Here is a 13,884-nt window from a genome sequence, read left to right on the forward strand (position 1 = left end):
ATGAAAGCCATTTTACTCGCTGCTGGTCTTGGTACCCGCCTTCAGCCAATTACCAACACACTGCCAAAGTGCCTGGTTCCCATTAATGATGTGCCCCTGCTTGGCTTGTGGATAAACAAGCTAGTTCAACTAGGGGTAGAAGAGATCCTGATCAATACACACTATTTCAGTGAGCAGGTTGAAGCCTATGTGGCTGCGCACCCTGACAATGCCCGCATCACATTAAGTTATGAAACTGAACTGTTGGGTACCGCCGGGACGCTGGTCGCTAACCGAAGATTCTGGCAGGACGAAACGTGCCTGGTGATCCATGCTGATAACTATTGTCAAAGCTCGCTACAAGGCATGCTTGAAGCACATCACCAGCGCCAGGCAAACACCGATGCAACTTTGTTACTGTTTGAAACACCAACACCGCAAAGCTGCGGCATTGTGCAGCTGGACGAATATCAGGTCATCCAGGAGTTTCATGAGAAAGTCGCAAACCCACCCGGAAATCTTGCCAGTGGTGCCCTGTTTATATTTGGACCCGCGGTGTACGAGCGGTACTTTTCAGACCTAAAACCCAATCAGCATTACGAGCTGAGTATCGATATAGTGCCGAATATGGTTGGCAAACTGCAAGGCTGGCGAGTAGACGACCACTATATTGATATTGGTACTCCACAAAGCTACGCACACGCGCAAAACCTAGCCAAACAGACTGCGCATCACACCTGTAATACTGGCTCAAACCTTGCTTAATCACAGCATAGTTACTTCGAAGGATTTACATATGTCATTTTGTCAAAACTGGGATCAACTCTACCGCAGCAATCAGCACATGTCCGTGTGGCCATGGAGTGAAGTTGTCAGTGGTGCGTTGCGTAATACCCGCCTGAGAGACGGCGATGAAACATTTACTATTCTGGAAGTAGGATGTGGTGCTGGCGCAAATTTTCCATTTTTCTTGAGTTATTGCCCAAACGTGTATGGCATTGATGGCAGTGACTTTATCATCGGAGAACTAAAAAAGCGGTTCAGTGACATTGCTGATAACTTATATGTCGGCGACTTTACACAACCCTGGCCTTTTGAGGCACAATTTGACTTAATTGTTGACCGGGGCGCATCTGTGCATAATCCGGCCAGCAGTATTCAACGCTATCTTGACCAAGCGTATGACCGACTCAAACCCGGTGGTGTCATACTGATCACAGACTGGTTCAGCACTGAGCATTCTGACTACGCCAAAGCACCAGAGTCGGTCGATCACTATACCAAAACCGGTTACACCTGGGGCCCGTTTGCTGATGTCGGCAATGTTAACTTTTTCGACGCTGAGCTGATCCACCAGCTCGTCGCTAAGTTTGATATTGTCTCGCTCAGTCACGGTCAATCCAGTGAATATGGCAGTGATGGCGTCCACGCAGCGTGGAGTATGGTATTAAAAAAGCCCGCTCATGAAGAATAAGTTTAGCCTTGAGCCGTGTGAGCTGGACCAAAACTGGGACAGCTTCATTGCAACTTCACCCCATGGTACCCCGTTTGTTCACAGCCAATTTATCGCTTTACTGGACGTTAAGTACCACGCTTATTACTGCTGTAAGGGCAAAGAGAAAATTGCCGCGGTGTTGCTGATCGTGGATGAGCATGAACAACGCGTCGTCGGTCATCATGACGTGATCCATGACGGGATTATGCATCGCAATATAGATCACCTGAATCGCGCCCAGCGTCATTCGGAGTTATTTGCTGCGCAAGAGTACATTGCTGAGTACCTTGCTGAGCGCTATGCTCAGGTAACCCTGAAGCTACATCCGGCCATCCAAGACATTCGCGCATTCTTATGGGTTAACTACCACAACGATGGCCCTAAATATGCTGTCACGCCTCGCTACACGTCCGTGCTTGAGTTAGATGAGTTTGCCGCGCCTTTGTCAGCACTTGAGCACTCAGACAACTATAACAATAGTTCGGTATCAAGGCGACAGGAGATCCGCTACGGTATTAAGAAACAGGTGACGCTCAGTGAGTCGTACGACTTTACACTATTTGCCCATTATTACGGCCTCACCATGGCACGCCAGGGCATTGAAATTAGCCCAGCTCAACTGGATACGCTCGCGGTGAGAATCAAAAGCCTGGCACAACAGGGCCTGCTCTGTATGTATCAGGCACACACCAGTAACCAAGAAATAGGCAGCTTTGCGACCTACTTACTCCAGGGGGATACGGCCTATTATTTTTATGGTGCAAATCACCCTGAAATGCGAGACAGCCATACTGGCACCGCGGTGTTATGGCAGGCTTTTCCGCTACTCGCCCAAAAAGGCGTGTCAAAGTTAGACTTAGAGGGGATCAACAGTCCACAGCGGGGGTGGTTCAAATTGAGCTTTGGTGGTAACGTCGAACCGTATTTTCACATCCGACTGGACAAACCCGACGCTTAATTTGCGTCGGTTGCCCGCATAATTGACTCGTACGCCTCAACCAATACTTCTGCCTGACGCCAGCACTTACCACTAAAACGACCCGAGACAACGACGTTATCAACGCATCCTGTCAAGGTCTCATAGTTCTGCTGATTGACAGCCTGGAATTCTGTTGTCGGTACGGGGAAGGTGTTGTTAATGACCTGAGTCTGCCCACTGACACATTGCGCGTGCGGATCGACGATGCCCATAGATTTTAGCTGTTCGATGATCTCAGATTCTGAAAAGGACGCCACCTCATCAGGACTGCATAGTATTTCTGCGGATAAATGATGGTGTTGATTTTGCCCGGTTAGATTAGGATACAAAGTCAGTCGAAAAATAGCGCTGTTCGCATCCCAGACCCACAAATAATGTGACTTGTTATCCAGCAAAGGCCGATCAAAGTTGAGGTGGAAAATAAGTGCGGTACGCAAGGTCACCTGACCTCTGGCTGGCGTCAGTCCCATCGCACCCAGTGCGATAAAAGGAGGCGCGCTCCAGAATAGAAAATCGCATGCCAAAGTGCGCGCACTATTCGCCAGGGTCAGACTCGTTACCTTGTTGTTCTGGTGAACTATCTGTGCAACGCGTTCTGATGTGATGATTTCAACACCAGCCTGCTCTACACGTTTTTGTAGCTGCGTGACCCAGTAACCAATCCCCTCTCCGGTCGTCGGGTAATAGTAAGTTACCTCACTCAGGTTATCCTGTGCTTTGCGCTGTTGAAAATCAGATTCTCGCTGATACCCCAGCTTGGCATCGAAGGCCGGTAGCTGCTTAAGGGTTGCAGCGACATCGGCTGGCAACGCCAGAATGCGGGTAAAGCCAAATAACCCTGCTGCCATAGTCAGGCGCTTCAGGGGAGCATCCTGACCATAGAGTTTGCGTAATATCGGCACGACAATGCTTTCTGTGAACACAATTCCCAAAGAATTGGCACAATACTCATAAATCAAGCCAGACTGTGGCAAGTCGGTATGATTGATAAGCTCGCCGCAGCCCTTCTGGTAGATATCTTGTGGGAGTTTTGACGCATCCGGAAATGGGCTATTCAAGTCCCAGCTACCAGCAAAGTAGTTCCCTGAGCACAACCTGGCAATTTTATGCCAGCTGTCAGTATCCGCATCGGCAAACAAAATGTCATCCAGCTCCGCAACACCTGTCGCGTTGGGAATGTGTGAGCCCATATCATAGGCAGCGCCAGAGCTGTCTTTAACAGAGCAAAACAACCCCCCCACAGTGTCGGCCTGTTCAATCAGTACCACCTGATCAAATCGTTGTTTTAAAAGCACAGCCGCAACCATGCCACAAATGCCACCGCCTACTACAACTGCCTGATTATTTGCCATAACTACGCCTCCAACTGACTCTGGGGTGGCAACATTTTTAACAAACCATGCGCCTCCAGTTTACTGATTGCACCTGCAAATTCCGTGACAGATTGATTGTACTTACCTGCGATGTCTATGGTGTCATGTTGCCCATCGCTGTAACACAGCAGCATCTTAATATGATTCAGCTCATCCAGCTGACGAGTTCGCTCTTCACTGAAAAAGCTCAACGTCGGGTACAATCCCCGACTACCCAGATTAGGCTCACCATAGGGGTGGGTATTTTCAAAGCGCGCACTTTGCTCAAACGCCAGGAAAATCTTTTCAAGCTTATCAATGCTATCCAGCAGTGGTTTGATCCCCATATACGATTTATTATCCAATGAGGTGTGATATTCCTTATAACCAGTATGAAAACTGCGGCTCACACAGCATACAGGGAACTGGAAACCGGGCGCATTATACTGGCGCTCATCAGAGCCACTGAGCGGGCTAAAAGGGATATTGCTGTGGCCATCGCCTTGCTCACTCAAGTGATAAAGCAATTTATCCAGCAGCCCATTGTCATTACGACTATGTTTAAACACCAACTCCTGAGGCTCGCCCCCTAAGCAATTTAACACTAACCCGGACACCAGGTGCTGACGAAAATGATCCTGCATCAGATGCAGCACACCCAGGCTCCCTATGGTTTCCGGGTGCAGCATAAAACGATATGTATAGCGACGATTAGGCCACTGTTTTATCCTGTGATATAGACCCAGTAATACCAGTGGCCCACTCAGTTCATTGTTCGCCATTGAGGGATGACACAGGTAGGAGCTAAGTAACACCTCCTGCTTTGACTGCCCTTCAAGAACGGTTTGAGCTATATCCAGGTGTCCGTCTACAAAGCGGCTCTTGATCACCGCACGATATTGACCCGGTTTGAGCTGATCACGACGTATCTGGCTAAGACAAAACCCCCAGCGCTTTTTATAGTAACTGGTGACATAAGGGACGGCTTCGGGTAACTCAGGTAAGCTGTATAAATGAGATTGCAGCTCTTCCAGAGACAGTGTGACATCCACCGGCTCTGAGTAATTAACCACTTCCAGGTTAAGCCTGTGCATATCCGCCACACGCTCACCATCCGGCCCTAACAGATACGCTTCATCGCAGTGCCACTCTTGCGGCACCTGCCAGTCAAACAGTGCGGTGCCTGTAGGGATCGACAAGCGCTCCAGAGGCAGGTATCGACCAAAAATATCGTAGCTTTGCCTCAGCCCGGGACCGGTGATCGATCTGAGAATAGGAAACAGCTCATCGTAAAGGTCATTATAAAACGCTTCTGTTTCTTGATACGACACTTGAGTTACTCCAGTCCCAGATCACACTTCTCAGTGTAATGATCACAAAAATGTGTATAGATTTCTTTGATATAGTTCATCCAAAGCTGATTTAATCGTTGATATTGTTCAAGACAAAATGCTTCGTCTTCATAGGTATATAACAGCGTTATCAACGGGCAATGATAATACAGCAACGACCCTCGAATTACGTGAAATAAGTGGCCCCATTTCGACTGCTTGTAAGCGTACAAATAGCGCGCTTGACGTCTGAGTTGATCAGCAGCTTCTTGGCGACTTGTAACAGGCTCTGCGGCAATACTGCAAATATGCTCGGTCAGTTCTTTTAGCCCATCCAGCGCAATGGCCTCTTCGCTAACATCGTCAAGCGGGAATGTACTAAAGCACTCTGCTTTTATCTGCTCCACCGTGGTTTCAATATCATATTGACCTTCAATATCGAGCAGATCTTCTGCATGTACTGCCATAGCCTTATCAATTTTTGCACCGCTCCCCACATTGAGGCATGTAGTTACATCATAATATCTCAGCAATTTTTCCAGCTGAGCATGGGCTATCATAAACAGGTCATTCGACAGAACATGACCACCAAAATTGCCTGGTAACGAATGTCCTTCTATCTCGAGGTGGTAAAAGCCTTCCCCCTCGGTGTCGTCATTTCGTGCCCGGTAGATGCTGTCTTTGCTGTGATGTGCACCACCCGGCGCCTTGCCATTATCCACTCCAAACAGATACACGTTACGAAATCCCAGATATAACACGAACGATAACGCTGCATTTGCAACGACCGGGTTACTATATGGGATCTTAGGTAAGGTCTGAGAAAGATGTTGTAAGGCCAATATATCTAGCAGAGACGTGCCTGCTTCTGAGCCTTTTGCGGCAATGCCAGACCATTTATATCTATGGTTTGTATCAGGGTATAGCGTGCTCAGACCAACCAAATTAGTATTGGCATACACCTCCGGTGGCACTATTTCACCAAAGATCTTGTAGTTGGAATAAGGCCGCTCGACAAGTACGTGGAAATCAACCGGGATCCCCTTTTTGTACAGGGTCGCAATAGAGGTGCCCGCAGCAATAATAATGGCCTTTTTGTGATTGCGCTTGATAAACGCCTCAGCTTCGTCCAGTGACGGCCCATTACCAATGATAAATACAGGCGTATCCTTGTTCAGGTCTTGCGCTTCTTTGGTCAGCCAGGCAGCCTGATTACGGATATGATGGATACCATGTGCCAGGCCTGTCACGGCGTCATTATAAAAGCCATGTCCAAACTGAAAGCGAAAATAATCCTTAATCCACTGTTTTATCAGTGTATTAAGCTCTTTTCCTGGAGTATGTTGATAGCAAAAGCTACGCACCAGGGCAAATGCCCCTACGTCTTCGGCTACTTTCTCTACGTCCTGAATAAATAAACTGTGATCTATCCCTAAATGGAAGAATAAACACCCGCCCTGTTCATCGATATCGGCAATAACCTGGAACCAGTCAGTACAAAACAGGCTGGCAAAAAACTGCTCAAAATCAGGTTCAATCAGAAAGATGTAATCGAACTGGGTTCGCTCAAGCAACAATGGCACATGATAGCCCAGACCAATGCCGAAAATAATGGCACTGGGAAAATGCTCAGGCATGGTGCTGAGCGGGGCAGCCCCTTGTTCGCGGATATCGATCATGAGCTTCGTCAGTTCAGTCATGTAGCGAACATGCAAACGCTCATCTTCCTGATGCTCGCCGTACCCAGTATAATCGGTCAGGCTCAAAACTGGCTTACGAAGCTGCCGTTCAACCTGCTCTGTGGTTTGCTCTATCGGCGACTGAGAATAAATGGGCGCATCGCTGTCTTTGGGGACGAAGTTACCATGACCTGACGTGGTCACGTGGAGACAAAACTCCTCTCGAACACTGTGATTGTTAATGGCCTTAGCAATATCTGGATAGTATTTCTCAAAACTTTGCAGGTTTTTGCTGAAACGCAGGTTAGCTTCTTCTGCGAATTTCGCCTCGCGAGCCTGGTGCGCTGTTGTTTCGGAGAGTTTTTCGCTGAGGGACTCTAGTTGTTGTGATATGGGGTCTTTGTTCATACATCAGCCAATGTCGTATTAAGTACTTTTATACGCTTTGATCTTTTTTTGGTTACCAACAAACTGCGACAGCTCTTTTGCGACTGTCGTTTTATTTTGCTGGAGTGTTGCGGTGAGTGTCTGGATATGGTTAAAAAGCGCCAACGCTGCCTGCTGAATTGTTTCTGATTCAGCTAGCATATCGTTTGTTAATGTTGAGCGGAGTTGTTCGTCAAACTGTTTAAAAAGGCGCTGCGCCTCCTCAAGCTCGCCGGCCTGGCAAGCCGCATCTACCGCTTCTAAAGATGCTTCTATATCCGAAAAGTTAACCGACATTAGCATCAGCGCCATTGTCATTCAATGTCTGCTGACGAACGTCGACAGGGATAGCATCCCAGGCTGATTTAATTTCCTTTAACAGATTTGACACTTCGTCAATAATCGCCGGATCATTCTGAATGCTGGCATCCAGTAGCCGGTCTATCATGTAAGAATACAAAGCGTATAAATTCTCGGTTACTTCTCCGCCTACTTCAAAATCCAGGCAGCCACGAAGTGCTTCTAAAATCGCAGAGGCTTTTGAAATATGCTCTGCTTTTGCTTCCAGGTGGCGCTTTTCAATTGAGACTTTGGCAAGTACCATTTTCTCTACTGCGCCAGCCATTAGCATTTGAATAATTTCGTACCGATCAGCACCTGCTACACGCGTTTTCAGTGCTTCTTTCTGATAATTTTTAACTCTTGCGTTGTACATAATGGCTCCTTACTTAGACTTGGTGAACCCTGGCAAATTCGCGAGCTGAGCGCCCAAATAAGATTGCGTTTGCTGCATCTGGGCAATCAATACATCCAGCCCCGCATACTGCTTTCGTAATCTCTCTTCTAAAGACGCCATGCGAAATTCGTGATTCTCCACATCGTCTTCTAAATCACTGAGCTGGCCGTTCAAACCATCTTCTCGATCTTTAATCAAACCGCTCGAGCTTGCATAATTGTCAAGCAACGACTCTAGCTGCTTGGCGACACCATTATCTCCTGCAAACGCTGTGCCAATATCATCGAAGTTACTGTCCATTGCATCATTAAGACTACGTACTAACGACGATTTTTCAAGGTAACCATCATTGTCTACCCCTAAACCGATATCGAATATAGTTTCAAATGGACCCGCATCGGTTAGGTTAGTGGATAAGGTAGTAATCAACTGGTCACTAAGCGTCCGCATCGATGAATCGCCGTTTAGCGGTTTACCAATCCGAGTCTGAAAACCGATGTTACCAATCAGGTTGTTATAGTTCGAAATAAACTCATCAATCAGCGTATTCACTGAGTCTCTGTCGTAGTCAACATTCAAACTTGCTGTGTCATAGCCATCGGTATCATTCCCTTCGCTTTTCGCTAGGGCCTTGATGGTCATGTCCTGAACCGCATCTTTAAAGGTGTTGGTATCACTTTGTACTTCAAGACCATCTATCGTAATAATCGCATTACGTGCGTCCTCATCGGGATCAATCGTCATCCCACCTGGTGTACCAATGGACACGGCATCCAGCTCGGCATTGTCATTAGTAATGGTCAAACTGTTGTCTTCACCAGTAACGTTGGAGGTGAATACCAATTTAGAACCGGTAGTGGTCCCTGTATTTACAATATTGGCCGTCACACCAAAATTTGAATCTGACGCATTTATCGCATCTCGCAGTTCACCCAGCGTCATGCCCGCTTCTAAAGATGCTTCTATATCCGAAAAGTTAACCGACATTAGCATCAGCGCCATTGTCATTCAATGTCTGCTGACGAACGTCGACAGGGATAGCATCCCAGGCTGATTTAATTTCCTTTAACAGATTTGACACTTCGTCAATAATCGCCGGATCATTCTGAATGCTGGCATCCAGTAGCCGGTCTATCATGTAAGAATACAAAGCGTATAAATTCTCGGTTACTTCTCCGCCTACTTCAAAATCCAGGCAGCCACGAAGTGCTTCTAAAATCGCAGAGGCTTTTGAAATATGCTCTGCTTTTGCTTCCAGGTGGCGCTTTTCAATTGAGACTTTGGCAAGTACCATTTTCTCTACTGCGCCAGCCATTAGCATTTGAATAATTTCGTACCGATCAGCACCTGCTACACGCGTTTTCAGTGCTTCTTTCTGATAATTTTTAACTCTTGCGTTGTACATAATGGCTCCTTACTTAGACTTGGTGAACCCTGGCAAATTCGCGAGCTGAGCGCCCAAATAAGATTGCGTTTGCTGCATCTGGGCAATCAATACATCCAGCCCCGCATACTGCTTTCGTAATCTCTCTTCTAAAGACGCCATGCGAAATTCGTGATTCTCCACATCGTCTTCTAAATCACTGAGCTGGCCGTTCAAACCATCTTCTCGATCTTTAATCAAACCGCTCGAGCTTGCATAATTGTCAAGCAACGACTCTAGCTGCTTGGCGACACCATTATCTCCTGCAAACGCTGTGCCAATATCATCGAAGTTACTGTCCATTGCATCATTAAGACTACGTACTAACGACGATTTTTCAAGGTAACCATCATTGTCTACCCCTAAACCGATATCGAATATAGTTTCAAATGGACCCGCATCGGTTAGGTTAGTGGATAAGGTAGTAATCAACTGGTCACTAAGCGTCCGCATCGATGAATCGCCGTTTAGCGGTTTACCAATCCGAGTCTGAAAACCGATGTTACCAATCAGGTTGTTATAGTTCGAAATAAACTCATCAATCAGCGTATTCACTGAGTCTCTGTCGTAGTCAACATTCAAACTTGCTGTGTCATAGCCATCGGTATCATTCCCTTCGCTTTTCGCTAGGGCCTTGATGGTCATGTCCTGAACCGCATCTTTAAAGGTGTTGGTATCACTTTGTACTTCAAGACCATCTATCGTAATAATCGCATTACGTGCGTCCTCATCGGGATCAATCGTCATCCCACCTGGTGTACCAATGGACACGGCATCCAGCTCGGCATTGTCATTAGTAATGGTCAAACTGTTGTCTTCACCAGTAACGTTGGAGGTGAATACCAATTTAGAACCGGTAGTGGTCCCTGTATTTACAATATTGGCCGTCACACCAAAATTTGAATCTGACGCATTTATCGCATCTCGCAGTTCACCCAGCGTCATGCCCGCAGTCACATCCAGCGTGAAGCTATTATCGACTCCGGCACCAAACGTTAACGTCCCTCCGGTGGCACTCACGACATCGTCAATTGACGTGTAAGCACCATCAGCCGAAACGGCACGGCTCCCCTGTGCCAATTGTTTGACGGCAATATCGAAGTTACCCACTGAGATATCTGAGGTCGGTGTCACGCTAATGATATCGCCAGATGTAGGTTGAGTGATATTAGCGACCCTTTTACCAAAGTTTTCAGGGTCAGCTAACTTTTTAACTGTGTCGTTGAGCTTGGAGATAGCAGACTTAACCTCGCCCAAGGCAGAGAGCTCGACTTTCAAAGACTCTTCTTTCTTGACGAAGGCCTGCATCTTGGGAATATTTTCGGCATCAACCGATGCTTTAATAATACTCTCCAAGTCCAGACCTGAGCCGACGCCTGCAGACGTTATAAGTGGCATTTGCTACCTCCAATTCACTTTCATTTATGCTGTCCTGTCAAACAGCAAACCTTTTCCTGATACTTTATCGGCAAATTCCTCCAAAGCCTTAGCAACTTCGCGAAATTCCTCTGAGGGAATTTCCCTGATCACTTCATCATTGCCTTTGTCGATGACTCTGATGAAAGGCGGATTACCTTTATCATCAAACTCGAACGACAAATTGGTTGCCGTGACCGGTATAAAGTCATTCAGCTTTGCCAGATCAGATTTCACCTGGGCGAATAATTTGTCCTGTGCATCAGGATCAGCTTCTTCCTTTTGCTTATCCTGAGCCCGCACTGAGGGGTTATCAACCAACTTGGTTAACTTCTCCACAGCCCGGAGCGTCTCAGCACTTTCCTCAGGCTTAATTTGACCAGGAGTGAGCACCGCATTATTCGAACCAAGCCCTAATGTTGCCTGAATCTCTTTCACAATACACCTCCAATCTCTAGTCTAACTGTAAGTATACGCCAAGTTTCGCGATTTCTCATGCAAACTTGACGTTACACTATTCTTAGCCTAAGAGCGACAGGGCGACCTGAGGACGCTGGTTAGCCTGACTCAGGATTGAACTACTTGCCTGTTGCAGGATCTGCATTTTGGTCAAACTCGCCGTTTCTGCAGCAAAGTCGGTGTCCTGAATACGAGAACGTGCAGCTGTCAGGTTTTCCGCAACATTTGACTGGTTACGAATCGTTGACTGGAATCGGTTTTGCACCGCACCCAGCTCCGCACGTTTTTTATCCACAACCGCAATCAGATTGTCCATACCAGCCAGTACTGCCTGTGCATTGGCCTGTGAAGACACCGAAATACCCGCCTCAGTGAACACATCGGAGAACACTTTAGCGTCCGCAGCTGCGCCTACCGTCGTACTGATGGTCTCGGTGGTGGTACTCAATGCCACTCCGGTTACACCACTGGCAATTCCCGCAATACCAGACAGGGTAAACCCACCGTTAGCTTGCAGGTCGTTGGTTGTAGCGGCAACGTTCTGCATACTAAAGCCGATGGTTTGCACCGCGTCGGCACCTACCTGGAAGTTCGCGTCGTATGTACCGTCAAGCAGGTTCTGGCCACCAAAGGTGGTGTCAGCTGCAACGCGGTTTACTTCCTCTGAAAGAGAGCGAATTTCTTCTTGCAGTGCCAGTCTGTCTTCATCGGTGTTTGAACCGTTAGATGCCTGTTGCGCAAGTGTTCTGATCCGTTGGAACATCTGAGTGGTTTCGTCCAGCGCACCTTCTGCGGTTTGCGCCAGTGAGATACCATCGTTCGCGTTTCGGATACCTTGATTCAGACCATTGATTTGACCGTTAAGACGGTTGGTGATTTGCATACCTGCAGCATCGTCTTTTGCACTGTTAATGCGCAAACCCGATGATAAGCGTTGGAAAGACGTATCTAACGCTCCTGAGGATTTATTTAATTGCCGCTGTGCGTTCAATGAACTCACATTGGTATTTACATATAAAGCCATAATAGCCTCCGCTTTATCAATATAACTCGCTGAGACGGGATACCCCTACCCTGCCAGCAGCGATGATTTAGAGTCCTAGATTTATAGTTCTCTAAATCCGCTATCGACTGATAAAGCGAAAGCTTTAGCCTTATTTGCAAATTATTTTATTTTTTTTGTGTTATTAACCCTGTAACAGGCTCAGAGCCGCCTGCGGACGCTGGTTTGCCTGACCTAGTATAGTCTGGCTGGCCTGCTGTAGGATCTGATTTTTAGTTAGTTTAGCTGTTTCCATCGCAAAGTCCGCATCTTTGATCCGAGATTTTGCAGCAGCCAGGTTCTCTGAAATATTGGCCTGGTTTCGGATTGTCGACTGGAATCGGTTTTGTACCGCACCCAGCTCAGCCCGCTTTTTATCTACAACCGCAATCAGAGCATCCATACCTGCCATAACAGCCTGAGCATTGGCCTGCGATGACACTGATATACCAGCTGCTGTGTAGACGTTTGAAAACACTTTGGCATCCGCTTCAGTACCAATATTTGTACTGATGGTTGCTGTCGTCGCACTCAGTGCAGCGCCTGACACTCCACTGGCAACACCCGCTACACCTGACAGGGTAAAACCACCATTATCAGCCATAGAGTTAGTTGTGGCACCCACATACTGCATACTAAAGCCAATGGTTTGTACCGCATCGGCACCTACCTGGAAATTAGCTGAGTACGAGCCGTCTAGCAGGTTTTGACCACCAAACGTGGTATCACTGGCAACCCGGTTTACTTCTGCCGCCAGCTGACGAATTTCTTCCTGAATTGCCAGACGGTCCTCATCCGTGTTCGAGCCGTTCGCTGCTTGTTGCGACAAAGTCCGGATCCGCTGGAACATAGAGGTAATTTCATCCATTGCCCCTTCCGCTGTCTGAGCAAGTGAAATACCATCGTTAGCATTTCGATTACCCTGATTAAGACCCAGGATCTGCGACTGTAATCGGTCTGAGATTTGCAGACCTGCAGCATCGTCTGCCGCACTGTTGATCCGCAGACCAGAAGATAGGCGTTTGAATGACGTATCCAGCTCAACACCGGAATTTTGTAGTTGTCGTTGCGCATTAATGGAACTGACATTGGTATTTACAAATAAAGCCATGATTCACTCTCTCTATACAAATGCTCAGCATTGAGCTGTTCATTGGCGTACAAGGAGGCAATTGTTATCACTGGCCGGGGCTCAGTGAAGGGGCAATCCAATGCCGCTTGTACAAACTAAATTTCTTCTGGAATGAATAAAGCAAGGTGTGTGCCAATAAATTTTGACAAAGTGAATATCGTGCCAGGGAGTCGTAATATCGTGAACTGAACTATACTCTTTATATAGCTAACATCACTGTAATGCCTGTAAGGAAGGGCCTTTCAGATGTATTGAACGGTGTTATACCTCAAACCATCCCACGTATATGAATAATAAATATAAAGAAAAAGAGGCCTGGCAGCCTCTTTTTTTGAAGTTTGAGAGTGGGTGTCAATATTTTTTCATAATATTGGCACGGAAAGTGCTAATATTAACGTGTTCATTGTTTTGATGAACTGTAATTGGATTTAAGCT

The 13,884-nt window shown here is 47.0% G+C and carries 13 protein-coding genes and 1 pseudogene; 3 read left to right on the top strand and 11 right to left on the bottom strand.

Annotated elements, in window-relative coordinates:
- Genes PRUB_RS10675 through PRUB_RS10685 form a run of 3 tightly spaced genes read left to right on the top strand, consistent with a single transcriptional unit; the run spans position 1 to position 2,432 of the window.
- Positions 1-744: a nucleotidyltransferase family protein gene (locus PRUB_RS10675; protein WP_010385630.1), complete on the top strand. Its 744-nt coding sequence runs from the start codon at positions 1-3 to the stop codon at positions 742-744.
- A gap of 31 nt (positions 745-775) precedes the next feature.
- A complete protein-coding gene (locus PRUB_RS10680) occupies positions 776-1,453 on the top strand; it encodes a class I SAM-dependent methyltransferase (protein ID WP_010385629.1) in 678 nt (225 codons plus the stop codon).
- Entirely contained in the window at positions 1,443-2,432 is a 990-nt protein-coding gene (locus PRUB_RS10685; protein ID WP_010385628.1) for a GNAT family N-acetyltransferase, read from the top strand. The genes PRUB_RS10680 and PRUB_RS10685 overlap by 11 nt, the downstream gene beginning before the upstream one ends.
- Here PRUB_RS10685 and PRUB_RS10690 read toward each other — a convergent pair.
- The 11 genes and pseudogenes from PRUB_RS10690 to PRUB_RS10740 all read right to left on the bottom strand — a co-directional run bounded on the left by PRUB_RS10690 (position 2,429) and on the right by PRUB_RS10740 (position 13,428).
- Entirely contained in the window at positions 2,429-3,805 is a 1,377-nt protein-coding gene (locus tag PRUB_RS10690; RefSeq protein ID WP_010385627.1) for an FAD-dependent oxidoreductase, read from the bottom strand. The two genes, PRUB_RS10685 and PRUB_RS10690, sit on opposite strands and share 4 nt — an antisense overlap.
- Before the next feature lie 2 nt (positions 3,806-3,807).
- Complete coding sequence (locus tag PRUB_RS10695) at positions 3,808-5,136, bottom strand: DUF4910 domain-containing protein (RefSeq protein WP_010385625.1); 1,329 nt, start codon at positions 5,134-5,136, stop codon at positions 3,808-3,810.
- 5 nt (positions 5,137-5,141) lie between these two features.
- Positions 5,142-7,223, bottom strand: coding sequence for a motility associated factor glycosyltransferase family protein (locus tag PRUB_RS10700; protein WP_010385623.1), 2,082 nt, complete (start codon positions 7,221-7,223; stop codon positions 5,142-5,144).
- 18 nt (positions 7,224-7,241) lie between these two features.
- The gene (locus tag PRUB_RS10705; RefSeq protein WP_021032941.1) at positions 7,242-7,559 is read right to left on the bottom strand and encodes a hypothetical protein; all 318 of its coding nucleotides are present in this window, start codon (positions 7,557-7,559) and stop codon (positions 7,242-7,244) included.
- The gene (gene fliS / locus PRUB_RS10710; RefSeq protein ID WP_010385621.1) at positions 7,528-7,956 is read right to left on the bottom strand and encodes a flagellar export chaperone FliS; all 429 of its coding nucleotides are present in this window, start codon (positions 7,954-7,956) and stop codon (positions 7,528-7,530) included. Before fliS (PRUB_RS10710) ends, PRUB_RS10705 begins: the two co-directional genes overlap by 32 nt.
- A 9-nt stretch (positions 7,957-7,965) precedes the next feature.
- Positions 7,966-8,940, bottom strand: a pseudogene (fliD, locus tag PRUB_RS10715) (flagellar filament capping protein FliD); the annotation flags it as partial.
- A 13-nt stretch (positions 8,941-8,953) separates the two neighbouring features.
- Positions 8,954-9,382, bottom strand: coding sequence for a flagellar export chaperone FliS (fliS, locus tag PRUB_RS10720; RefSeq protein WP_010385621.1), 429 nt, complete (start codon positions 9,380-9,382; stop codon positions 8,954-8,956).
- A gap of 9 nt (positions 9,383-9,391) precedes the next feature.
- Entirely contained in the window at positions 9,392-10,798 is a 1,407-nt protein-coding gene (fliD, locus tag PRUB_RS10725; RefSeq protein ID WP_010385620.1) for a flagellar filament capping protein FliD, read from the bottom strand.
- Positions 10,799-10,822: 24 nt separating this feature from the next.
- A complete protein-coding gene (locus tag PRUB_RS10730; protein WP_010385619.1) occupies positions 10,823-11,254 on the bottom strand; it encodes a flagellar protein FlaG in 432 nt (143 codons plus the stop codon).
- Between the two features lie 82 nt (positions 11,255-11,336).
- On the bottom strand, positions 11,337-12,299 hold the full coding sequence (locus PRUB_RS10735; protein WP_010385618.1) for a flagellin N-terminal helical domain-containing protein: 963 nt from the start codon (positions 12,297-12,299) through the stop codon (positions 11,337-11,339).
- Positions 12,300-12,462: 163 nt separating this feature from the next.
- Positions 12,463-13,428, bottom strand: coding sequence for a flagellin N-terminal helical domain-containing protein (locus PRUB_RS10740; protein ID WP_010385617.1), 966 nt, complete (start codon positions 13,426-13,428; stop codon positions 12,463-12,465).
- Positions 13,429-13,884: the final 456 nt, after the last annotated feature.

It is taken from the genome of Pseudoalteromonas rubra, assembly GCF_000238295.3.
GTDB classification, from domain to species: Bacteria; Pseudomonadota; Gammaproteobacteria; order Enterobacterales; family Alteromonadaceae; genus Pseudoalteromonas; species Pseudoalteromonas rubra.

Excerpts from the sequence above, each read along its gene's own strand:
- PRUB_RS10675 (WP_010385630.1), top strand. The coding sequence starts at position 1 with ATGAAAGCCATTTTACTCGCTGCTGGTCTTGGTACCCGCCTTCAGCCA.
- PRUB_RS10680 (WP_010385629.1), top strand. The coding sequence starts at position 776 with ATGTCATTTTGTCAAAACTGGGATCAACTCTACCGCAGCAATCAGCAC.
- PRUB_RS10685 (WP_010385628.1), top strand. The coding sequence starts at position 1,443 with ATGAAGAATAAGTTTAGCCTTGAGCCGTGTGAGCTGGACCAAAACTGG.
- PRUB_RS10690 (WP_010385627.1), bottom strand. The coding sequence starts at position 3,805 with ATGGCAAATAATCAGGCAGTTGTAGTAGGCGGTGGCATTTGTGGCATG.
- PRUB_RS10700 (WP_010385623.1), bottom strand. The coding sequence starts at position 7,223 with ATGAACAAAGACCCCATATCACAACAACTAGAGTCCCTCAGCGAAAAA.
- PRUB_RS10705 (WP_021032941.1), bottom strand. The coding sequence starts at position 7,559 with ATGACAATGGCGCTGATGCTAATGTCGGTTAACTTTTCGGATATAGAA.
- fliS (WP_010385621.1), bottom strand. The coding sequence starts at position 7,956 with ATGTACAACGCAAGAGTTAAAAATTATCAGAAAGAAGCACTGAAAACG.
- fliS (WP_010385621.1), bottom strand. The coding sequence starts at position 9,382 with ATGTACAACGCAAGAGTTAAAAATTATCAGAAAGAAGCACTGAAAACG.
- fliD (WP_010385620.1), bottom strand. The coding sequence starts at position 10,798 with ATGCCACTTATAACGTCTGCAGGCGTCGGCTCAGGTCTGGACTTGGAG.
- PRUB_RS10735 (WP_010385618.1), bottom strand. The coding sequence starts at position 12,299 with ATGGCTTTATATGTAAATACCAATGTGAGTTCATTGAACGCACAGCGG.
- PRUB_RS10740 (WP_010385617.1), bottom strand. The coding sequence starts at position 13,428 with ATGGCTTTATTTGTAAATACCAATGTCAGTTCCATTAATGCGCAACGA.